Raw genomic sequence first — 22,248 nt, 5'->3', positions numbered from 1 at the left:
CAATTGCCGTGGCCGGTTTACCCGGTGCGCATTCAGGGAATGACTCCGGTTTGGAACTGTGCCACATTTTGTTCTCACTTTATCCTCATGGACGTGGCGGCGGGATCCGGAAATGACGCTTCACAGCGGCTTGTCCGGAAAAACGGGGGCACTTCCCAGAGGTGCAAGACCATGATGGAGACGACAGACATGCAGACAATCGCGCTCGTCGACGACGACCGCAACATCCTTACCTCGGTTTCGATCGCACTCGAAACAGAAGGGTATCGTGTTGAAACCTACACCGATGGTGCCTCTGCCCTGGATGGATTGCTGGCACGTCCTCCCCAGCTTGCCATTTTCGACATCAAGATGCCGCGCATGGACGGCATGGAACTGTTGCGCCGCCTGCGCCAGAAATCCGATATTCCGGTCATCTTTCTGACGTCCAAGGATGAAGAGATCGATGAACTGTTTGGTCTCAAGATGGGCGCCGACGACTTCATCACCAAGCCGTTCTCGCAGCGTCTTCTTGTCGAGCGGGTCAAGGCCGTGCTCCGCCGGGCGGCAAACCGGGAAGCCGCTGCGGCAGCCCCGGGCCGGGCCGATGCGGCGCCGACCAAGTCGCTGGAGCGCGGCAACCTGATCATGGATCAGGAGCGCCATACCTGCACCTGGAAGAACGAGCCGGTGACCCTGACCGTGACCGAATTCCTTATCTTGCAATCGCTGGCCCAGCGTCCCGGCGTGGTCAAGAGCCGCGATGCGCTGATGGATGCCGCTTATGACGAGCAGGTCTATGTCGATGACCGCACCATTGACAGCCACATCAAGCGGCTGCGCAAGAAGTTCAAGATGGTCGATGATGACTTCGACATGATCGAAACCCTTTACGGGGTCGGCTACCGGTTCCGGGAAGCGGCATGACCGTCACCTGCCCACCAACCGGTCGCGGGATCTAGCGAAAAGCGCCAATGGCTATTGAAACCGAGGACAATGCGGACGCAAAGGGCAGGGCTTCGTCCGAGGTCCGTACGCTGGCAAGCTGGGCCCATCCGGTCAAGCTGGTCCGGCGGATGTTCGGTAATCTCATTTTTTCGAGCCTTACCCGCCGCATCCTGTTTCTCAATCTGGCGGCGCTGGTCGTGCTGGTCTCGGGAATCCTCTATCTTAACCAGTTCCGGGAAGGCCTCATCGATGCCCGGGTGGAAAGCCTCCTGACCCAGGGTGAGATCATTGCCGGCGCCGTCGCGGCCTCGGCCTCGGTCGACACCAACTCGATCACCATCGACCCGGAGAAACTGCTCGAGTTGCAGGCCGGCCAGAGCATTTCGCCGACCAATTCCAACGAGAACCTGGATTTCCCGATCAATCCCGAGCGGGTTGCGCCGGTGCTTCGAAGGCTGATCTCGCCGACCCGCACCCGCGCCCGCATCTACGATGATGATGCGAGCCTGATTCTGGATTCGCGCTATCTCTACACCTCCGGCCAGGTGCTTCGCTACGACCTGCCGCCGGCCGAGACCGCGTCTCCCGGCCTGACCGAAATGGTCACCACCTGGTTCAACCGGTTTTTCCAGCGCCGGGACCTGCCGCTCTACCGCGAACCGCCGGGTGCGGATGGCTCGATCTATCCCGAAGTGATGAATGCTCTGACCGGTGGCCGTGGCGCTGTGGTGCGGGTCACCGAAAAGGGTGAGCTGATCGTGTCGGTGGCTGTTCCGGTCCAGCGCTTCCGTGCGGTGCTCGGGGTCTTGCTGCTGTCCACGCAGGCAGGGGACATCGACAAGATCGTCCATGCCGAGCGTATGGCTATTTTCCGGGTGTTTGGCGTGGCCGCCATGGTCAACATCGTCCTGTCGCTGCTTCTGGCAAGCACCATTGCCACGCCGCTCAGGCGTCTGTCTGCCGCCGCCGTCCGTGTCCGGCGCGGCGCCCGGGTCCGTGAGGAAATTCCGGATTTTTCGGACCGCCAGGACGAGATCGGCAATCTGTCGGTGGCACTGCGCGGCATGACCAATGCGCTCTATGACCGGATTGCCGCCATCGAGAGTTTTGCCGCTGATGTCAGCCATGAACTCAAGAATCCGCTGACTTCACTGCGTAGCGCGGTGGAAACCCTGCCTTTGGCGCGCAACGAGCACTCCCGCAAGCGCCTCATGGATGTCATCCAGCACGATGTCCGCCGCATGGACCGGCTGATCAGCGATATCTCCGACGCGTCCCGGCTCGATGCAGAGCTGGCGCGCCAGGACGGCGTGGCGGTCGACATGGAGAAGCTGCTTACCGACCTCGTGGATATAGCCCGGCAAACCCGCGCTGCGGGCAAGGATGTTGCCATCGAGCTCAAGATCGACAGGCGTAATGCCGGAAAATCCGGTTTCACCGTGCTTGGCCACGATCTCAGGCTCGGCCAGGTGGTGACCAATCTGATCGAGAATGCCCGCTCCTTCGTCTCCGAGACCGGCGGCCGCATTGTCATCCACCTGGCCCGGCGCCGCGGCACGGTCCAGGTCCGTGTCGAGGACAATGGTCCCGGAATTCGCGCCGAGGTCATCGAGCGCGTGTTCGAGCGGTTTTACACCGACCGGCCCGATGGCGAGGATTTTGGCCAAAACTCCGGCCTTGGCCTGTCGATCAGCCGCCAGATCATCGAGGCCCATGGTGGCACCCTGACAGCCGAGAACATCCCCGGCGATGAAGCCGGCAGCTGGCGCGGGGCGCGTTTCATCATCGAACTGCCTGCCGAAACCCCGTGACCGGCATCTCCGTACCAGCAGGCGAAGCCGTGCATGCCACCGCGATTGTCGTTGGCCAGACGGGCTTGCTGTTTCTTGGCCCGTCCGGGTCGGGAAAGAGCACCACCGCCTTTGCCTGCCTTTGCGAGGCGCAGGCCCTGGGATGGAATGCCGCTCTCATTGCTGATGACCGGACCCTGCTGACAGTGCAGGCAGGGCGCTGCATAGCCTCCTGTCCGGATTCGATCCGCGGGCTTCTTGAACTGCGTGGCACCGGAGTGGTCACTGCCCGGCACATTGATCGCGCCGTCCTGCATGCTGCGGTGCTGCTCACGGAGCCGTCGGCGGGGACGCGGGTCCCGGAGAAGAATGAAACCTTTTCGTGTGGCGGCGCATCAATTCCTCTTATGCGTCTGTGGCACGATGGCGCAGCCCTTCCCCTGGCGCGGCTGCGCACCCGGCGGCCAAGCCTGTTTTTCGAGCCCGCGTGGTATCCTCAGGGCAATTTGCCTGTTTTCTGACGTTTTTTGGCTTGAACTTCGCCTGCTTCTGTCCAAGATGAAATTCACAAACTGTTCGCAACTGCGAAACTATTGGCATGGCCTGGCGGAAGACCGCGTCGGCCGCATGCTGCTGGAGGCAAAATGATCGGATTGGTGCTTGTCACTCATGGCAAGCTCGCGGAAGAGTTCAGGCATGCGCTTGAGCATGTTGTCGGACCGCAAACCGCCCTTGAAACCGTCAGCATCGGACCCGAGGATGATATGGACCAGCGGCGGCTGGATATTGTCGGAGCGGTATCACGTGTCGAAAATGGTCATGGCGTCATCATTCTCACCGACATGTTTGGCGGAACACCCTCGAACCTGTCGATCTCGGTGATGGATTCCGGACGCATCGAAGTCATTGCCGGGGTCAATCTGCCGATGCTGATCAAGCTCGCAGGTGTCCGCGGCGGCAATGACATGCAAAAGGCTCTTGCCGACGCGCAGGATGCCGGCCGCAAGTATATCAACGTGGCGAGCCGCCTTTTGACCGGCAAATGACGTCAAAAGCCGCAACCCTGTCCAGAACATTCAAGATCGTCAACAAGCGTGGCCTTCACGCCCGCGCGTCAGCCCGTTTCGTTCAGGCTGTCGAGGGCTTTGACGCCGTTGTTCGGGTGACCCGTGAAGGGTCCACCGTCGGGGGCACATCGATCATGGGCCTTATGATGCTCGCGGCGAGCACCGGTTGCACCATCGATGTCGAAGCCGAAGGCCGGCAGGCCGAAGAGGTGCTTGACGCACTCGAGGTGCTGATTGCCGGCCGCTTCGGCGAAGAAGTTTGAATATTCCCACATAAAGACATCTTTATATCGTATTGCCAGCATGGGCTTTTCCTGCTATGGCAGCGCCCATGCAATCCCGCCTGTCCCGGCCGGATCCCGAACTTTTGGAAAATCTCATGACCGCTACCCAGGACTATGTCGTCGCCAACATCGATCTGGCTGATTTCGGCCGCAAGGAGCTCGATATCGCCGAAACCGAAATGCCGGGCCTGATGTCGCTCCGCGAGGAGTACGGTTCGGAAAAGCCGCTGAAGGGCGCCCGCATTGTCGGTTCACTGCACATGACCATCCAGACTGCAGTGCTGATCGAGACCCTGACGGCACTGGGAGCCGATGTGCGCTGGGCGTCCTGCAACATCTACTCGACCCAGGATCACGCCGCGGCTGCCATTGCAAAGAGCGGTGTCCCGGTGTTTGCCGTCAAGGGTCAGAGCCTTGAGGAGCATTGGGACTATCTCGACAAGTCTTTCCAGTTCGCAGACGGCCCGAACCTGATCCTGGACGATGGCGGCGATGCCACACTCTACGTGCTGCTCGGTGCCCGCGCCGAAGCCGGAGAAGACATCATCCCGGTTCCCGCTTCCGATGAGGAAGCCGTCATCAAGGCGCAGATCAAGAAGCGTATGGACGCTTCTCCGGGCTGGTTCACCAAGGTGCGCGACCAGATCGTCGGGGTCTCCGAGGAAACCACGACCGGCGTTCACCGCCTTTATGAACTGCAGAAAAAGGGTCTGCTGCCCTTCCCGGCGATCAACGTCAATGACTCTGTCACCAAGTCGAAATTCGACAACAAGTACGGCTGCAAGGAAAGCCTCGTCGACGGCATCCGCCGCGCCACCGACACCATGATGGCCGGCAAGGTTGCCGTGGTCTGCGGCTACGGCGATGTCGGCAAGGGGTCGGCCGCTTCGCTGCGCGGTGCCGGTGCCCGGGTCAAGGTTACCGAAATCGATCCGATCTGCGCGCTGCAGGCAGCCATGGACGGTTTCGAGGTGGTGACGCTCGAAGATGTCGCATCGAGTGCTGACATCTTCATCACCACCACCGGCAACAAGGACGTGATCCGCCTCGAGCACATGCGCGAGATGAAGGACATGGCCATCGTCGGCAATATCGGCCATTTCGACAACGAGATTCAGGTCGCGGCGCTCAGGAACCACAAGTGGACCAACATCAAGGACCAGGTCGACATGATCGAGATGCCTTCGGGCAACCGCATGATCCTGTTGAGCCAGGGCCGCCTTCTCAACCTTGGCAACGCCACCGGTCACCCGAGCTTCGTCATGTCAGCATCCTTCACCAACCAGGTGTTGGCGCAGATGGAGCTCTGGACCAAGGGCGACGAGTACAAGAATCAGGTCTATGTGCTGCCCAAGCATCTCGATGAGAAGGTCGCTCGTCTCCATCTCGACAAGATCGGTGCCAAGCTGACCGAGCTGAAGGTTGAGCAGGCCGATTATATTGGGGTGACCGTCGAGGGCCCGTTCAAGCCGGAACACTACCGCTACTGATTTTCTCGGCAATACCCACAACATATTGAGATCGCGTTCTTGACAACAGGGGCGCGATTTCTTTTTGCGCTGCTTCCCCTTCACCGTGATTCGCGAAACAGGTATGTTTTTGCCAATGATTCGTTTGCGTTGTGGCGGCGCGAAAATCGGACTGGCAAGGATTGGCGATATTCTGTCAGACAGGCGACGAGGGGACTGCGACATGCCGGTGAAGACCGATTCACTTGGGCGCAAGGGGCTTTCCGGACTGACAAGAGCTGTTATCGGTGATCTTCGCGGGTTCCGGCGCAGGATTCTGACCGGAACGGCCCTGCTCACTGGCTCCTTTCTGACCTCGGCGCTGCCGGCCCTCGCCCAAACCTCTGGCGAGGCGGCAGCATCCGGAAAGCTCTCCGTATCCACCCTCGAGGTTGTCAACTTCGCCATGGTCATCGGCGCCATTTCGGCTGCCATGATCTCGGCGATCTGGCTTATTCGCGAGCGTGGCAAGATCGATCTGGAAAATGTGCATCTGCGCGCTGCCCTCGCGGATGCGAACGCCCGGATCTCCCGCCACGAGGCGCTTATCGTCGACCGTGACCGGCAGATCGTGGTCTGGGATGGCGTCGGCCTGCCCGCCGAAGTGCTGGGCAAGCTCGCGGCTGAAACCGGGGCGCCGCAGATTCCGGCCGATTTTCTCGCTTTCGGCCGTTGGCTGGAACCCAGATCCGCAGCGGCACTCGACGAATCGATCGACCGGTTGCGCGCCCATGCGGAACGCTTCGACATGATCGTTGAAACCGTTCGCGGTCATGTCATCGAGGCGCAGGGCCGGGTCTCCGGAGGCCGTGCCTTTGTCCGGTTTGTCACCCTGTCGAATGTGCGCGCCGAACTCGCCGAACTCAAGACCGAACGCGACCGTCTGCTCACTTCGCTCGATACCTTCCAGGCGCTTATGGATGTCATCGACATGCCGGTCTGGCTGCGCGGACCGGACGCGAAGCTCGTCTGGGTCAACAACGCCTATGTCCAGGCGGTCGAGGGTGAGGACCGGCAGGACACGCTGCAACGCGGGCTCGAATTGCTGGGCACAGCGGCGCGCGAAAGGGTCCGGGCAACCGCCACGCCCGAGCGGCCTTTCCTCGACAAGGTCTCGACGGTCATCCACGGTCATCGCCGTTTCCTTGAGGTTGCTGACGCCAAGACACCGGCCGGCAATGCAGGACTGGCATTGGACGTCTCCGTCGAGGAGGATCTGCGCCAGGAGCTCAAGCGCACCATCCAGAGCCATGCCGAAACGCTCGATCACCTGGCCACGCCGGTGGCGATATTTGACCGTGACCAGCGCCTTCAGTTCCACAACCAGGCATTCCAGCGCCTGTGGGAACTGGATACGCCTTTCCTCTCCCGCCGTCCCGACAATGGCGAGTTTCTCGAGCGTCTCCGCGCCGACGGCAAACTCCCCGAGCCGCATGCCTGGCGAGACTGGAAGGAGCAGATGCTCTCGGTCTACCGCTCGGTCGAGAGCACACCGCATCTCTGGCATCTTCCCGATGGCCAGACCCTCAATGTCTTCGCCAACGCCCACCCGCAGGGCGGCGTTACCTGGGTGTTCGAGAACCTGACCGAGAAGGTGGATCTGGAATCCCGGTACAACGCGCTTCTCCAGGCCCAGGGTGAGACCATTGACCACCTGGCCGAAGGCGTCGGCGTCTTCGGACCTGACGGCAAGATCCGCCTGTCAAATCCGTCCTTCCGCGCCCTTTGGGGCCTGACCGAACAGCAGGTCAAGCCCGGCACCCATATCCGCCAGATTGCCGAAGCCTGTGAACCGTCGCATCGCGATCCGGATGGCTGGAGACTGTTTGCCGGTGTGATCACCGGTTTCGATGAAGAACGCCGAACCCATGACGGCCGTATCGAACTGACCACCGGCCTCATTCTCGATTACGCCATCGTGCCTCTGCCCAATGGTCAGACCATGATCGCCTTCGTCAATGTCACCGACAGCGTCGGCGCCGAGCGCATGCTGACAGAGAAAAACGAAGCTCTGCGCAAGGCCGACGCGCTGAAGAACGATTTCGTCCAGCACGTCTCCTACGAGCTGCGCTCGCCGCTGACCAACATCATCGGCTTCACCGAACTGCTGCAGACCCCCGGCATCGGCGAGCTCAACGAGCGTCAATCCGAATATCTCGACCACATCGCCACATCGTCTTCGGTTCTGCTGACCATCGTCAACGACATCCTCGATCTCGCCACCGTCGATGCCGGCATCATGCGGCTAGACACCGGAGCCGTGAATATTCCGGCGCTCTTTGCCGAGGCCGGCGAGCAGATTGCCGACCGACTGAAGGAAAACGGCCTGTCGCTTGAGATCGACACTACCGGCGCACCGGCACAGATGATCGGCGATCACCAGCGGCTCAAGCAGATCCTGTTCAAGCTTCTGATGAACGCCGCAAACTTCGCACCTGACGGCTCGGTTGTCCGCTTACGCTGCCGGCAGGACGACGAGGCGATCAGTTTCTCGGTGACCGATTCCGGCCCCGGCATCCCCGAAGATGCCCGCAAGGATGTCTTTGCCCGCTTCGAAACCAACGGCCAGTCGGGCCGCCGTCGCGGGGCCGGGCTTGGCCTCTCCATCGTTCAGAGTTTCGTCGGCCTGCACAACGGCACCGTCTCCATCGAGTCCGGTGAGGAAGGCGGTGCAACCATCATATGCCGCTTCCCGTCCAGCCGCCCGCTTGCCCGCGACGCGGCCGAGTAAGCCTTCATGGCGACGGCGCCCCTGACCGTGGAACTGGCAAACCCCGATGCAACTGTCCGGATGGCCGAAGATGTTTCACTGGCTCTCCAGCCGGGTGATTGCCTGTGTCTGTCGGGAGATCTTGGCGCCGGCAAATCGACCTTCGCCCGGGCATTGATCCGTGCGATTGCGGACGATCCGGACCTCGAGGCCCCGAGCCCTACCTTCACGCTGGTGCAGGCCTACCAGCTGCGGATCCCAATCTCGCACATGGATCTCTACCGCCTCGGCTCCCCCGAGGAACTCGATGAATTGGGTCTCGATGACGCGCTCGCCGAAGGCGCGGCCCTGGTCGAATGGCCCGAAAAGGCGATCGATCTCCTGCCCGAGGACAGGATCATGATCCGGTTTGACGGGATCGGTGACAGCCGCACCGTGATCATCACGGCAGCGGCGCCCTTCATCGAAAGGCTTGAACGCTCCTTCTCTGTCCGGGCCTTCCTTGAGCGGCATTACTCCGAGCCGGTTGTTCGGCGTCATCTCCAGGGCGACGCCTCCTCCCGGACCTATGAGACCATCCGGCCCGAGAGCGGTGACCCGTTGATCCTGATGAACGCGCCGCGAAAGCCGGACGGCCCGCCGGTGCGCGACGGCCTGCCCTACTCGCAGATTGCCCATCTGGCCGAGGATGTTGTTCCCTTTGTCGCCATCGCCCGCTGGCTGCGCGCGCTGGGATTTGCAGCCCCCGAGATCCTCGGCGAGGATCTCGACCAGGGATTTCTGCTGATCGAAAACCTCGGCACTGACGGCATTCTCGATTCTGATGGCAAGCCTGATCCGGAACGTTATGGGGTGGCGATCGATTGCCTTGCCGCCCTGCACGCGAGAGATCTTCCGGGCCCGCTTGCCGTCGGCGGCAGGCTGCATCATGTGCCGGCTTACGATGCCCGGGCCATGCAGATCGAGGTCGAGCTCCTGACCGACTGGTACCTGCCCTGGCGGCGCGGTGCTTCCGTTCCCGATCAGGAGCGGCAGGCCTATCTCGATCTCTGGTACACCCTGTTTGAACGCCTCGAAAGCGCGGAAAAGGCGCTGGTCTTGCGCGACTACCACTCGCCCAACCTGATCTGGCGGCCGGAAAGGACCGGGCTCGACCGACTCGGCATCATCGACTTCCAGGACGCGATGATCGGTCCGTCCGCCTATGACGTCGCCTCGCTCTGCCAGGATGCGCGAGTGACGGTCGATCCGCACCTGGCCGGCCAGTTGCTCGACCGCTACGTCGCCGCCCGCCGGGACGCCAATCCGGATTTTGATGAGACCGGCTTCCGCGAGGCCTATGCGATTATGGCCGCCCAGCGCGCCGCGAAAATTCTCGGCATCTTCGTTCGGCTCAAGCAGCGGGATGGAAAACCCGGCTATCTGCGGCATTTGCCGCGAATGGAGGCCTATATTTCGGCGTCTCTCGCCCATCCGGCGCTGCAACCCTTGCGCAACTGGTTCACAAAGGCTGGTATCGGCGAAAGCGAATCATAAACCGGAACCGCCCGACCGATGACCATCACATCCGCCATGATCCTGGCCGCCGGGCTCGGCACCCGCATGCGGCCGATCACCGAGACCCTGCCCAAGCCGCTGGTCGAAGTGGCGGGGAAGCCTTTGATCGCCTACGGCCTGGAAGCGCTCGGCCGAGCCGGCATCCGCGACATTGTCGTCAACGTTCATTACCTGGCACCGCTTCTCATTGACTGGCTCTCGGCCTGGCCCGGCGCCGATATCCGCATTTCCGACGAAACCGAAGAGCTTCTTGATTCCGGTGGCGGCATCGTCAGGGCCTTGCCGATGCTTGGAGAGGAACCGTTTCTGGTCCTCAACGCCGATACGTTCTGGCTTGAGGAACCGGGAAGCACGACCGACAATCTCTCCCGGATGATGGATCTTTTCGATCCCGAATCGATGGATATCCTGCTGATGACCGCCCGGCTCGATCAGGCAACCGGCCACACCGGCGCCGGAGACTTTACCGTGGCCGAAGATGGCCGTCTGTCCCGCTACAAGGGGGCGGGCGATCCGGTCATCTATGCCGGCGCGATCATCCTGCAGCCGCGCATTTTCAGGGATATCAGCGAGAAACGCTTTTCGATCAACCGCTGCTTCGACGCTGCGATAAGCCAGGGGCGACTATTCGGCTCGCCCATGCACGGCCATTGGCTGACCGTCGGCACGCCCGAGGCCATCGGCGAGGCCGAAGCCGCCCGCTCCGCCTATCTCGGCGAACCGGTCCCGTGAGCTGGGCCGCACCCCGTATTGCAACCATCCCGCCCGGCGCGGATTTCCTCGCCACGCTTGCCGGGCAGATCATTGATGGCGGGCTGGTCCCCGGCCTCGCCTACAATCCCGAGGATCCGCTGTCGCTGGCCGGCGCCACAGTATTCGTGCCGACGCGCCGCGCCGCCCGGGTGCTTCGCTCCGAACTCACCGATCTCATCGGCAAGGGCTCGGCCATCCTGCCGACAATCCGGCCCCTCGGTGAGACCGACGATGATGCCGGCTTCTTCGATTCCGCCGACCCCGAAACACTGGCGCTGGACCCGCCGATTCCGCCGATTGCCGCCACGCTGCGCCTTGCCGATCTGGTCCTGGCCTGGAAACGGACCCTGCCGCAGACCGTCAGGGATCATCTCGGCGGCGTGCCGCTGGTCGCCCCCGCCAACCCGGCGGACGCCATCTGGCTGGGCCGTGCCCTGTCGGACCTGATCCAGGCGGTGGAGACCGAGGAATGCGACTTCGCCGGCCTCGACGATGTCGCGTCCGCGGATCTGCAGCAATGGTGGCAGCTGACAGCCGAGTTTCTGAAGATTGCGCGGGAATACTGGCCGGCGCTGCTCAAGGAAATCCACCGGTCCAGCCCGGCGCGGCACCACAATGCGATGCTCGACGTGTTCACCCGAAGCCTGGCCGCATCCCCGGCAGGCCGCCCGGTCATCGTTGCCGGCTCGACTGGAACCCGGCCCTCGACCGCCCGGCTGATTGCCACCGTGGCGCACTTGCCCCACGGCGCCGTCGTTCTGCCGGGGCTGGATCATGCCATGCGGCGCTCGCACTGGCAGGCGCTGGCCGAGGCAGCCACGACAAGGCAAGCGCCCGATGGTCGCGCCCTGGTCGATGTCGCGATCCGCAGTCACCCGCAATATGGTCTCCACTCCCTGCTTGGGAGCTGCGGTGTCGAGACCGGCGGGATCGGGGACATCCCGGAGATCGGCGGGCTTTCGCCGGAACTGGAAATGCGCCGCAGGCTGGTTTCGCACGCCCTGCTGCCGGCGATCGCCACCGAAACCTGGGGTGAACCGGATTTCCTGCCGGCTCCAGAGGCCATTGTCCCGGGCTTTGAACATGTCAGCCTGATCGAAGCCGCCAACGAGCGCGAGGAAGCCTCAGCCCTGGCTGCCGCCATGCGCCGCGCGCTCGAACCGCGTCCTGGCATTCCGGAGCCGACCGCGGCGCTGGTGACCCCGGATCGCAACCTTGCCCGCCGGGTCGTCACCGAACTGGCCCGCTACGGCATCGAGGCCAATGATTCGGGTGGTTCGCCGCTGACCTCGAGCCTGCAGGGCGGTCTTGCCCGGCTCGCCGTTCACGTCGCCTTCGCACCGGGCGATCCCGTGGCGATCGCGGCACTGCTCAAGCATCCGCTCGCCCGCTTTGGCCTCTCGGGTCCCGAAGCCAGGGCACGCGCCGGCTTCGTCGAGCGGATTGCCCTGCGAGGCGGCAGCGGTTCAGCCGACATCGAAGACCTCGAAGCGCTGGTCAGCGCGCGCGAATCAGGACGCCGCGAGCGTCATTCGGCCCGGTGGCTGAAGCGCATCGGTGATGGTGAGGCCGGGCAGGCGCGCGATTTCGCCGTCCGGGCCTCAGCCGCCCTGGCTCCGCTGACTTCTCTGCTGGTAGAGCGCGCCGGTCCGGGCGTCACCAACGAGATCCCGATAGGCAGGCTTGCCGCTCTAACCGCCGATGCGCTGGAACGTATCTGCATCGATGATACCGGAGCCCTCGATGCGCTCTGGGGCGACGAGGCCGGGGCCGATCTTGCCGCCGTGCTGCTCGAAACCCGAGACAGCGGCTCGACGCTGAGCATGACTGGCCACGAATGGATAGGTGCACTCGATGCGCTTATTTCGGGCCGGATGATCAAACCGCGCGCCGGCGGTCATCCCCGCGCCTTCATCTGGGGCGCGCTCGAGGCCCGGCTTCAGCATGTCGACACCTTGCTGATGGGCGGGCTGAACGAAGGCGTCTGGCCGCAGGCCGGCCAGGAAGATCCTTTCCTGTCGCGCTCGATGAAGGCCGCCATCGGGCTTGAGCCGCCGGAGCGCCGCATCGGCCAGGCGGCGCATGATTTCCAGATGGCGATGGGCGCGCCGGAAGTGGTGCTGTCGCGTTCGCACCGTTCCGGCAAGGCGCCGACCGTTGCCTCGCGCTGGCTTCAGAGGCTTCTGGCGGTGATCGGTCCGCAGCCGGCTGCCATGCTCAGGTCGCGCGGCGAGGCATTGCTTGCCCACGCCCGCACGCTTGATCAGGAACCTTCCACCCCCACAGCCTCCCGCCCGGAACCACGCCCGCCGCAAGAGTTGCAGCCCGCGAGCTACTCCTTCTCGGAAGTCGGCAAGCTGCGCCGCGACCCCTATGCCATCTACGCACGGCGCATTCTCGGTCTCGATCCACTGGAGCCCTTTCTCGCCGATCCCGGTCCGCGCGAACGCGGCACGCTCTATCACGAGATCCTCGAGGCTTTCGTTTCCGGAGCCGATCCCGGTTCGCGCACCCTCGACATGCTTCGCGCGATTGCCGCGGAGCATTTCGCCAGGGCCGGACTGCCGGATGCCACGGCGCTGGTCTGGCGGATGCGCTTTGAAAAGGCGGCCGAGGCCATCGCCGAATGGGAAAACGACACGGCGGCGGGGCTGGTCCGGTCGCTTGTCGAGACCCGCGCCAGCCTGGATCTGCCGCTCGCTGGCCTCAGGCTCACCGGCATGGCCGACCGGCTTGATCTGCGCCGGGACGGTACGGCCTGGATCATCGACTACAAGACCGGCGGAACCCCTTCACGCAAGGAAGCGCGGATCCTGCTCGATCCGCAACTGGCGCTCGAAGCCTATGCGCTGATCAATGGCGGCTTTAAGGATGTTGGCGGCATGCCGGTGTCCGGGCTCCTGTATCTGCGCCTGACCGGCAGGGAGCCTTTCGCCGAACGCATCGATACGGATCCGGAAAAGCCGGGTCGCGACGAGTTTCTGAGCCCGGCTGATCTGGCTGCCAAGGCGGCCGAGGAATTCGTCAAGCTGGTCGGCCTGCTCCGCTCCGGCCGTCGAGGCTACCTGTCGCGTGCGATTCCACGCACCGCCCGCGATTTTGGCGGCGAATATGACCATCTTGCGAGGGTCGCCGAATGGCAGACCGCCGTGGACGGCGATGGAGGCGATGGCGATGACTGACGACAGCGGCATGAGCGTCATTTCCGACACCACGTTGCGCCAGAACCTTGCCGCGACGCCGACGCTGTCAGCCTGGGTGTCGGCCAATGCCGGTTCCGGCAAGACCCACGTCCTGGCCCGCCGGGTCATTCGGCTGCTGCTGCGCGGCGCGCGCCCTTCGGCGATCCTCTGCCTGACCTACACCAAGGCCGCGTCGGCCGAGATGTCCAACCGCATTTTCCGCACTCTTGGTGAGTGGGTCCGGCTCGACGATGCCAGGCTGGCTGAGAAGATTGCCGAGCTTGAGGGGCGTGCAGCCGAGCCGCACCAGCTGGTGCGCGCCCGCCGGCTGTTCGCCACGGCGCTCGAAACGCCGGGCGGTCTCAAGATCCAGACCATTCACGCCTTCTGCGAGGCCGTTCTGCACCGGTTTCCGCTCGAGGCCAACATTCCCGGCCATTTCAGCGTGCTTGACGACCAGAAGGCCGCGGAACTGCTGGCAGAAGCGCGGCGCCAGCTGATGTCGACCCAGTCATTCGAGAACGACCCGGATCTGGCGGCCGCTGTTACCGAAGCGCTCGACACCGGCGGCGAGGCTGGCTTCGACAAGCTGCTTCAAGGCCTCTATGCCCGCCGCCGCGACTACATGGCCTTCGACGCCAGGGCGCGGACACCGCAAGCGGCGGAAGCCCTGATCCGGGCGGCCTTGGGGCTATTGCCGCAGGAAAACGAGGCTTCGCTCGTCGAGACCGCCTGGCCGCTCGATGCCCTGCCGGTCGATTACATCCGGGCGGTCTTCGATTTCGCCGGATCGGCCAAATCATCGACCAAAGCCTACAAATTCACCTACGGATTGCTGGCCGTCGGGTCCGAACCTGGAGCGCAAGAACGGCTGCAACTGCTCAGGGATGTGTTCTTCACCAAATCGGGATCGCCGGCCAGCCTTGGCGGCGTCGCCTCGAAGACGGTCGAGGAGCGGTTTCCCGACCTCGCCGACCGTGTCGCCGAGGCCCAGGGACAGGTGGTCGCCATTTTCGACAGGCTGGCGCGGCTCAGGATGCTGGCGGCTTCTCTAACCGCCTTCCGCCTGGCGCGGCGTTATCTTGGTGAGTTCGAACGGCTGAAAACCCGCCAAGCCCTGCTCGATTATGACGATCTGATCGGCGCCACCGAGGCGCTCTTGTCAAAAAGCGGCGCCAGCGCCTGGGTCCACTACAAGCTCGACCAGGGTATTGACCATGTTCTGGTCGACGAGGCGCAGGACACCGCACCGCTGCAATGGAACGTCATTGGCGCACTGTCCGATGAGTTCTTTGCCGGCGAAGGAGCCCGCCCGGCCATGCGCACGCTGTTTGCGGTCGGCGACGAGAAACAGTCGATCTATTCGTTCCAGGGCGCCCGGCCCGAGCGGTTCGCCGAGGAACGCAGCCGCATCGCACGGCTTGCACGGGCGGCGGACGCTGAGTTCGAACAGGTATCGTTGCGAGTGTCCTTCCGCTCCTCCACCGAGGTGCTCAAGCTCGTCGACCATGTCTTTGCCGATGCGGACGCACTGCGCGGCATGGGTTCCGCTGATGAACCGGTGATCCATGAAACGGCGCGGATGCAGGCGCCGGGCCTGGTCGAGGTCTGGCCGATGATTGCGAAGGAGCAGTCGGGCAACGACGAGGACTGGACCGCCGCATTCGACGAGGTTCCGGCAGACGCACCCGCCGCCCGGCTGGCGGAGCGCATCGCCAATCTGCTCTCGCGCTGGGTCGGTCACGAGCTGATCGAGGACCAGAAGTCGAAGCAGATGCGGCCGGTGGCGCCGGGTGACATTCTGGTGCTGGTCAGGAAGCGCGACGGTTTCGTCCCCACGCTGCTGCGCACGCTCAAGGCAACCACCGATATTCCCGTAGCCGGCGCCGATCGTCTGCGCCTGACCGACCATATCGCGGTTCAGGACCTGATGGCGCTCGGCCGGTTCGTGCTGCTTGGCGATGACGATCTCTCGCTGGCCGCGCTGTTCAAGAGCCCGCTGCTGAATCTCGGCGAGGATGATTTGTTCGCAGTGACCGCCGAGCGGCCTGACGGAATGTCCGTCTGGCAGCAGTTGCAGGAAGTGGCGGAGGCCGAACCGCGCTTTGCCTGGGCGGTGGAGAAACTCAAGCGGTGGAAGGTCCGGTCAGCGCACCAGCCGCCGCATGATTTCTATGCAGCCCTGCTCGGCCCGGATGGCGGTCGCAAGGCCTATCTCTCCCGTCTCGGCCATGAAGTCGGCGATGTGCTTGACGAGTTTCTCGGCCTGACGCTCGATCACGAGCAGGCGGGCCTTCCCGGCCTGCAGTCGTTTCTCGCCATGCTCGAAACCGACACGCCGGAAATCAAGCGCGAGATGGAAGGCCAGTCCGGCGCGGTGCGGATCATGACCGTGCATGCGGCCAAGGGGCTGGAAGCCCCGATCGTGTTCCTGGTGGATTCGGGCGGCGAGGCCTTCCAGCACAGCCATCAGCCCCGGCTCTGGCTGTTGCCGCCTGCGCCCGAAAGTGAGGAAGGGCCCTCGATCCCAGTCTGGCTTCCCGACAAGACCCACGAGAACGAGGCGACAGCACCTGTCCGCGAAAAGATGCGCGAGCAGGCCGAAGAAGAGTATCGTCGCCTTCTCTATGTCGGGTTGACCCGGGCTGCCGACCGGCTGGTAATCTGCGGCTACCGGGGCCTCCGGGAGGTCAAGACGCCGACCTGGCATTCGATGGCATCAGTGGGGCTTGAACGGGCCGTCGTCGAAGCCGGCTACACCGTTTCCGACGGGGTGCATGGAGCCGGAGACGAAACTTTCGATGTCCGCCGTTTCAGCCGCATCCGTCCCGAACCCGCCATCCCCGGCACGGCCACCACGCCAAGCGGTCCGGCGCCGGCACCTGCCAACGAAGCGATCTCGATTCCCTCCGGCCCCCTGCCGCCGCCTGCGCGCCTGCCCCGGCCACTGGCCCCGTCCGGTGTCAGTGCCGTGCTCGAGGACAGCGCGGATGTGGCATCCCGCTCGCCCTTTGCCGACGGCCAGCCGGGATCGGCAGCGGCGCTCGAACGCGGCAGCATGATCCACCGCCTGCTCCAGGTTCTGCCTTCGGTCCCAGACACGGAGCGCCAAGCTGTGCTTTCGCGCTACCTCGCGCGCGCCTTGCCGGAAGCCGAGGCAGCAACGACCGAGACCATGCAGCGCCAGGTGCTTGCCGTTCTGCAGGATCCGCAATTCGCGCCGATCTTCGATGCGCCTGGCGAGGCCGAGGTCTCGGTCATGGGCACCTTGCGGGTCAGGGGTGAGGAGCGCGCCGTATCAGGGCGCATAGACCGCATTGCGCTCGATGGTGACCGTGTTCTGATCATCGACTACAAGACCGGGCTGGCGCCGAGGCCTGGCGAAGATCCCCCGGCCGGCCATATCTCCCAGCTCGCCATCTATCGCGCCTTGCTGGCACCACTCTACCCGGGGCAGCGAATCGACGCCGCGCTGGTCTATGTTTCGGCGCCCGTACTGGTCGAAATCCCGGCGTCGACCCTGGACCAGGCGCTTGCCGCTCTCGATCAATGATCCCGGCCTGTTTATCACGGCTCGGTGAAGCCGGCCGAAATGCCTTGAATACTTACGGGCGAATCATCACATTGGACTCATCTGAGTCATCCATCAAAGGAGTGCCAAACCATGGCAACCGTTAAAGTAGACAGCGCCAATTTCCAGAGCGAAGTGCTCGATTCGACAGTACCCGTTGTCGTCGACTTCTGGGCGGAGTGGTGCGGACCGTGCAAGATGATCGCTCCGAGCCTCGAGGAAATCTCCAACGAGATGGAAGGCAGCGTCAAGGTCGCCAAGCTCAACATCGATGAGAATCCGGAACTCGCTTCGCAGTTCGGCGTTCGCTCGATTCCCACGCTGGCCATGTTCAAGGGCGGCGCCGTCGCTGACATCAAGGTCGGCGCTTCGCCCAAGACCGCACTTTCGAGCTGGATTTCAGGCGCCATCGCCTGAGGTCGGCTCCTCGCGGCAATTCAATGAAACCCGTCTGGTCAACCGGGCGGGTTTTTTGCTGCCTTCAGTCAGATGCGCAAATCCGTGTGATGGTCGGCTCTAGACCGGCGGCGTGCCGTTGACCCTGAGCACGTCACCCAGAAGATAGAGCGAACCGCCAATCAGGATCCGTGGAGGCCGTTCGAGGCCGTTCCAGTTCCTGCAGATGGCGGCAATCGCCGTCTCGACATCTTCGGCAGCTTCGGCGGTCAAGCCCGCCTCGTCGGCTGTATCGGCGAGGAATTCAGGATCGAGCCCCGCCTCGGAATCTGGCACAGGCACGGTGAACACATGCCGTGCCATACCGGCAAAGGCTTCGAAATAGCCGACCGGGTCCTTGGTGTTGATCATTCCGGTGATCAGGAACAGCGGTCGGGATTGGCGGTCATTGAGATTGGCCATCGCCTCTGCAATGACCTGGCCCGCGCCGGGATTGTGTCCGCCGTCGATCCAGAATTCGACGCCATCCATGGCGCTCTCGACAAGCCGGCCATGAGTGAGCCGCTCCAGCCGCCCGGGCCAGGAGACATTGACCAGGCCTTCGGCTATGGCGTTTTCGCTCAACGGGAACCCGGCAGCCTTCAACGCCCTTATAGCTGCTGCGGCATTGGCCTGCTGGTGCCGGCCCGCGAGCTTTGGCAGTGGCAGATCGAGCAATTCGTCTTCATCCTGGTAGGCCAGGCGGCCGTTTTCTTCCAGTGCAAGAAAATCCTGGCCATAGACGCTGTGCGGGCATCTGTGTCGTTCGGCGGTTTCGACCAGCACCTCGCGCGCCGCCTCCTGGCTTTGAGCGCCGATCACCACCGGCGAGCCTGGCTTGATGATGCCTGCCTTCTCCGCCGCGATCAGCTCCACCCTGTCGCCGAGATAGGCCTGATGATCGAGCGAGATCGACATGATCACTGAAACCGCCGGATGGGCAATCACATTCGTTGCATCAAACCGGCCGCCAAGCCCGACCTCGATCACGGCGGCGTCCGCGGGATGTTCCGAAAACAGCACGAACATGACAGCGGTCAGGATTTCGAAGACGGTGATCGTCTCGCCCTGATTGGCCTCGGCGACCCGGCGGACAGCGTCGGCAAGCACCTCGTCGCCAACCAGTTTGCCGCCGCCCTCCGCCCCGATGCGGAACCGCTCGTGCCAGTTGACCAGGTGCGGCGATGTATGAACGTGAACCTTGAGGCCCTGTGCCTCGAGAATGGCGCGGCAGAAGGCGCTGGTCGACCCCTTGCCGTTGGTCCCGGCAATGTGGATCACCGGCGGCAGTTTCTCATGCGGGTTGCCCAGCCGCTCGAGCAACCGGGTGATACGGCCGAGCGACAGGTCGAAACCCTTCGGATGCAGCGCCATGAGCGCGTTGATTTCCCGTTCGGCAGCCGACACGACCGCTCCTCTCGCCGAAGGTCCCGGCTCTTGCTGGAGGTTTACTCCGCCGCTTCCGCCGGCACGGTCTCTGCAATGGGTGCGGGAAGCGCTGCCGGTGCCGGCGCATCCATCTTGAGGAAGATCCGCAGCAGCCGGGCGACGGTCGCCGGGATGTCGTGACGATGCACAACCATGTCGATCATACCGTGGTCGAGCAGATATTCGGAGGTCTGGAACCCCTCGGGAAGTTTTTCCCGGATGGTCTGCTCGATCACCCTTTTGCCGGCAAAGCAGATTTCCGCGCCCGGTTCTGCCAGGTGAATGTCTCCAAGCATGGCATAAGAGGCAGAGACGCCACCGGTGGTCGGGTTGGTCAGCACCACGATGTAGGGCAGGCCGGCTTCCTTGAGCATCTCCACCGCGACGGTGGTGCGCGGCAACTGCATCAGCGACAGAATGCCTTCCTGCATGCGGGCGCCTCCGGACGCCGGGAACATCACCAGCGGGCAATGCCGTGCAATGGCGGCCTCGAAGGCCTGGACGATAGCCTCACCCGCGGCAATCCCGAGCGAGCCGCCCATGAAGGAGAAATCATGCACGCAGGCAACGATCTCGACGCCCTGGACCTTGCCGTGCGCCGCAACGACCGAATCCTCGAGGCCGGTCTTGGTCCGGCTGTCGCGCAGCCGGTCGCTGTATTTCTTCGAATCCCGGAACTTGAGCGGGTCCTGCGGCACCTTCGGTGACGGCAGCAGCTCGTACTTTCCCTCGTCGAACATGTGCTTGAGCCGCGCCTCGGCCGACATCTTCATGTGGTAGCCCGAGGCGGGGATCACGAAATGGTTTTCTTCCAGATCATTGTGGAACACCATTTCACCGGTCTCGGGACACTTGATCCAGAGATTTTCGGGCACCTCGCGACGGCCCAGCATCGAATTGATCTTCGGCCTGACGTAGTTGGTAATCCAGTTCAACGCGTTTTCTCCGGTTCGTACCCCAATGTGGGAATGTTACTGCGTGGGCGCAAGACGTGCGGCGCGAACGCCGGTGGCAAGCCCGCGCACCATCGTGGCGACGCTCTCGACGGTATCGGAGGTTGCAGCACCCTTGGCGTCAAGAGTGTTGGCGATCTGGTTGACGATCGCGGTGCCGACCACGACGCCGTCGGCAGACTGGCCGATGGCGCGCGCCTGCTCGGCGGTTTTCACCCCGAAACCGACGCAAACCGGCAGGTTGGTATGGCTCTTGATCCGGTCGACGGCCTGGTTGACCTTGGAGGTGTCGGCAATTGCAGAGCCTGTGATGCCGGTCATCGACACGTAATAGACAAAGCCCGACGTGTTGGAGAGCACGAGCGGCAACCGCTTGTCATCCGTGGTCGGGGTCGCGAGCCGGATGAAGTTGACCCCTGCCTTCAGTGCCGGCAGGCACAGTTCCTCGTCCATTTCAGGCGGAAGGTCGACCACGATCAGCCCGTCGATCCCGGCCTCGATGGCATCTGCCAGAAAGCGCTCGACACCGTAGATGTAGATCGGATTGTAATAGCCCATCAGCACGATCGGCGTTTCATTGTCGCCCTTGCGGAAATCTGCTGCCAGCGACAGGGTCTTTTTCAGCGACTGGCCGGCCTTGAGCGCCCGTTGTCCCGCCATCTGGATCGCCGGTCCGTCGGCCATCGGGTCGGAGAACGGCATGCCGAGTTCGATCACGTCCGAGCCGGCACCCGGCAGCGCCTGCATGATCTTCAGCGACGTGTCGTAATCCGGGTCGCCGCCCATGAAATAGGTCACCAGCGCCGGCCGGCCCTCGGCTTTCAGCTTCTCAAAACGGGTATCGATGCGAGTGGTCATGATCAGAGCTCCACGCCGAGGATCTTGCCGACAGTGAAGATGTCCTTGTCGCCGCGGCCGCACAGGTTCATCACGATGATCTGGTCCTTGCCCATTTTCGGCGCCCGCTTGATCACCTCGGCCAGGGCATGGCTGGGTTCCAGCGCCGGAATGATGCCTTCAAGCCGGGTCAGCAGCTGGAAGGCTTCCAGCGCTTCGGTATCCATGATCGGAACATACTCGACCCGGTTGGATTCTTTCAGCCACGAATGTTCGGGCCCGATACCGGGATAGTCGAGGCCCGCCGAGATCGAATGGCCTTCCTTGATCTGTCCGTCGCCATCCTGCAGCAGGTAGGTGCGGTTGCCGTGCAGCACGCCGGGCGAACCGGCGGTCAGCGAGGCGCAATGCTCTTCGCCGTCCAGGCCCTTGCCGCCGGCTTCGACGCCAACGATCTGCACGTCCTTGTCATCCAGGAACGGATGGAACAGGCCGATGGCGTTGGAGCCGCCGCCGACAGCGGCAATCAGCATGTCGGGCACGCGGCCTTCCATGGCGATCATCTGCTCGCGGGCTTCCTGGCCGATCACCGACTGGAATGTGCGTACCATTTCCGGGTAGGGATGCGGTCCGGCCGCAGTCCCGATCAGGTAATAGGTATCGTCGACATTGGTCACCCAGTCCCTGAGCGCCTCGTTCATCGCGTCCTTCAGCGTGCCGTGACCGGACGTCACGGGATGCACCTTGGCGCCCAAGAGTTTCATCCGGAACACGTTCGGCGCCTGCCGCTGAACGTCGGTGGCGCCCATGTAGACTTCGCACGGATAGCCGAAGCGTGCCGCAACCGTTGCAGAAGCGACGCCGTGCTGGCCGGCGCCGGTCTCGGCGATGATCCTTGTCTTGCCCATGCGCTTGGCAAGCAGGATCTGGCCGACGCAATTGTTGATCTTGTGCGATCCGGTGTGATTGAGCTCGTCGCGCTTGAAGTAGATCTTGGCGCCGCCGAGGTGCTCGGTCAGCCGCTCGGCAAAATACATCGGCGAAGGGCGGCCGGTATAATGCGCGTTGAGATGATCGAGCTCGGCCCGGAAGGCCGGATCGGCCTTCGCCCTGGTCCACTCCTCTTCCAGCTCCAGGATCAGCGGCATCAGCGTTTCGGCAACGAAACGGCCGCCGAAAATGCCGAACATGCCCTGCTCGTCGGGTCCGGTACGGAATGAGTTGGGATTGGTTGTCTGGTTCAAGT

General features: G+C 63.3%; 16 protein-coding genes. 12 read left to right on the top strand and 4 right to left on the bottom strand.

Going from position 1 to position 22,248, the window contains the following annotated elements; translation table 11 throughout:
• Window positions 1-189: 189 nt before the first annotated feature.
• From SPHINGO391_RS22945 to trxA, 12 genes are all read left to right on the top strand, one after another.
• Window positions 190-906, top strand: coding sequence for a response regulator transcription factor (locus tag SPHINGO391_RS22945; protein ID WP_152011704.1), 717 nt, complete (start codon window positions 190-192; stop codon window positions 904-906).
• A gap of 47 nt (window positions 907-953) precedes the next feature.
• Window positions 954-2,738, top strand: a complete 1,785-nt coding sequence (locus SPHINGO391_RS22940; RefSeq protein ID WP_152011016.1) for a sensor histidine kinase — start codon at window positions 954-956, stop codon at window positions 2,736-2,738.
• Window positions 2,735-3,238, top strand: a complete 504-nt coding sequence (locus tag SPHINGO391_RS22935) for an HPr kinase/phosphatase C-terminal domain-containing protein (protein ID WP_244615329.1) — start codon at window positions 2,735-2,737, stop codon at window positions 3,236-3,238. Before SPHINGO391_RS22940 ends, SPHINGO391_RS22935 begins: the two co-directional genes overlap by 4 nt.
• A gap of 123 nt (window positions 3,239-3,361) precedes the next feature.
• Window positions 3,362-3,763, top strand: coding sequence for a PTS sugar transporter subunit IIA (locus SPHINGO391_RS22930; protein WP_152011015.1), 402 nt, complete (start codon window positions 3,362-3,364; stop codon window positions 3,761-3,763).
• Entirely contained in the window at window positions 3,760-4,047 is a 288-nt protein-coding gene (locus tag SPHINGO391_RS22925; RefSeq protein WP_152011014.1) for an HPr family phosphocarrier protein, read from the top strand. Before SPHINGO391_RS22930 ends, SPHINGO391_RS22925 begins: the two co-directional genes overlap by 4 nt.
• A gap of 116 nt (window positions 4,048-4,163) precedes the next feature.
• The gene (ahcY, locus tag SPHINGO391_RS22920; RefSeq protein ID WP_152011013.1) at window positions 4,164-5,558 is read left to right on the top strand and encodes an adenosylhomocysteinase; all 1,395 of its coding nucleotides are present in this window, start codon (window positions 4,164-4,166) and stop codon (window positions 5,556-5,558) included.
• Window positions 5,559-5,760: 202 nt separating this feature from the next.
• Window positions 5,761-8,307 (top strand): PAS domain-containing sensor histidine kinase, encoded by a 2,547-nt coding sequence (locus SPHINGO391_RS22915; RefSeq protein ID WP_152011012.1) that lies wholly within the window; start codon window positions 5,761-5,763, stop codon window positions 8,305-8,307.
• 6 nt (window positions 8,308-8,313) lie between these two features.
• Window positions 8,314-9,822 carry a tRNA (adenosine(37)-N6)-threonylcarbamoyltransferase complex ATPase subunit type 1 TsaE gene (gene tsaE / locus SPHINGO391_RS22910; RefSeq protein ID WP_152011011.1) on the top strand — a complete coding sequence of 503 codons (1,509 nt, stop codon included), beginning with the start codon at window positions 8,314-8,316 and terminating at the stop codon, window positions 9,820-9,822.
• A gap of 18 nt (window positions 9,823-9,840) precedes the next feature.
• On the top strand, window positions 9,841-10,575 hold the full coding sequence (locus tag SPHINGO391_RS22905) for a nucleotidyltransferase family protein (protein ID WP_152011010.1): 735 nt from the start codon (window positions 9,841-9,843) through the stop codon (window positions 10,573-10,575).
• Window positions 10,572-13,778 (top strand): double-strand break repair protein AddB, encoded by a 3,207-nt coding sequence (addB, locus tag SPHINGO391_RS22900; RefSeq protein WP_152011009.1) that lies wholly within the window; start codon window positions 10,572-10,574, stop codon window positions 13,776-13,778. Before SPHINGO391_RS22905 ends, addB begins: the two co-directional genes overlap by 4 nt.
• Entirely contained in the window at window positions 13,771-17,331 is a 3,561-nt protein-coding gene (gene addA / locus SPHINGO391_RS22895) for a double-strand break repair helicase AddA (RefSeq protein WP_193217390.1), read from the top strand. Before addB ends, addA begins: the two co-directional genes overlap by 8 nt.
• A 111-nt stretch (window positions 17,332-17,442) precedes the next feature.
• Entirely contained in the window at window positions 17,443-17,766 is a 324-nt protein-coding gene (gene trxA / locus SPHINGO391_RS22890; RefSeq protein ID WP_152011008.1) for a thioredoxin, read from the top strand.
• 99 nt (window positions 17,767-17,865) lie between these two features.
• Here the strand turns inward: trxA and SPHINGO391_RS22885 are convergent, their stop codons facing one another.
• From SPHINGO391_RS22885 to trpB, 4 genes are all read right to left on the bottom strand, one after another.
• The gene (locus SPHINGO391_RS22885; RefSeq protein WP_152011701.1) at window positions 17,866-19,158 is read right to left on the bottom strand and encodes a folylpolyglutamate synthase/dihydrofolate synthase family protein; all 1,293 of its coding nucleotides are present in this window, start codon (window positions 19,156-19,158) and stop codon (window positions 17,866-17,868) included.
• 74 nt (window positions 19,159-19,232) lie between these two features.
• Window positions 19,233-20,147 carry an acetyl-CoA carboxylase, carboxyltransferase subunit beta gene (gene accD, locus SPHINGO391_RS22880; RefSeq protein ID WP_152011007.1) on the bottom strand — a complete coding sequence of 305 codons (915 nt, stop codon included), beginning with the start codon at window positions 20,145-20,147 and terminating at the stop codon, window positions 19,233-19,235.
• 36 nt (window positions 20,148-20,183) lie between these two features.
• The gene (gene trpA / locus SPHINGO391_RS22875; RefSeq protein ID WP_152011006.1) at window positions 20,184-21,023 is read right to left on the bottom strand and encodes a tryptophan synthase subunit alpha; all 840 of its coding nucleotides are present in this window, start codon (window positions 21,021-21,023) and stop codon (window positions 20,184-20,186) included.
• 2 nt (window positions 21,024-21,025) lie between these two features.
• A complete protein-coding gene (trpB, locus tag SPHINGO391_RS22870; protein WP_152011005.1) occupies window positions 21,026-22,246 on the bottom strand; it encodes a tryptophan synthase subunit beta in 1,221 nt (406 codons plus the stop codon).
• Window positions 22,247-22,248: the final 2 nt, after the last annotated feature.

Source organism: Hoeflea sp. EC-HK425 (assembly GCF_902498795.1).
Classification (GTDB): domain Bacteria; phylum Pseudomonadota; class Alphaproteobacteria; order Rhizobiales; family Rhizobiaceae; genus Hoeflea; species Hoeflea alexandrii.
The sequence above is the reverse complement of the archived record's forward strand: the minus strand, read 5'-3'. Positions and strand labels throughout refer to the sequence as shown.

What these genes read in the sequence shown, in the direction of transcription:
- trxA (WP_152011008.1), top strand. Translation starts at nt 17,443, where the DNA reads ATGGCAACCGTTAAAGTAGACAGCGCCAATTTCCAGAGCGAAGTGCTC.
- SPHINGO391_RS22940 (WP_152011016.1), top strand. Translation starts at nt 954, where the DNA reads ATGGCTATTGAAACCGAGGACAATGCGGACGCAAAGGGCAGGGCTTCG.
- trpA (WP_152011006.1), bottom strand. Translation starts at nt 21,023, where the DNA reads ATGACCACTCGCATCGATACCCGTTTTGAGAAGCTGAAAGCCGAGGGC.
- ahcY (WP_152011013.1), top strand. Translation starts at nt 4,164, where the DNA reads ATGACCGCTACCCAGGACTATGTCGTCGCCAACATCGATCTGGCTGAT.
- tsaE (WP_152011011.1), top strand. Translation starts at nt 8,314, where the DNA reads ATGGCGACGGCGCCCCTGACCGTGGAACTGGCAAACCCCGATGCAACT.
- SPHINGO391_RS22885 (WP_152011701.1), bottom strand. Translation starts at nt 19,158, where the DNA reads ATGGCGCTGCATCCGAAGGGTTTCGACCTGTCGCTCGGCCGTATCACC.
- SPHINGO391_RS22915 (WP_152011012.1), top strand. Translation starts at nt 5,761, where the DNA reads ATGCCGGTGAAGACCGATTCACTTGGGCGCAAGGGGCTTTCCGGACTG.
- addA (WP_193217390.1), top strand. Translation starts at nt 13,771, where the DNA reads ATGACTGACGACAGCGGCATGAGCGTCATTTCCGACACCACGTTGCGC.
- SPHINGO391_RS22925 (WP_152011014.1), top strand. Translation starts at nt 3,760, where the DNA reads ATGACGTCAAAAGCCGCAACCCTGTCCAGAACATTCAAGATCGTCAAC.
- SPHINGO391_RS22930 (WP_152011015.1), top strand. Translation starts at nt 3,362, where the DNA reads ATGATCGGATTGGTGCTTGTCACTCATGGCAAGCTCGCGGAAGAGTTC.
- SPHINGO391_RS22905 (WP_152011010.1), top strand. Translation starts at nt 9,841, where the DNA reads ATGACCATCACATCCGCCATGATCCTGGCCGCCGGGCTCGGCACCCGC.
- SPHINGO391_RS22945 (WP_152011704.1), top strand. Translation starts at nt 190, where the DNA reads ATGCAGACAATCGCGCTCGTCGACGACGACCGCAACATCCTTACCTCG.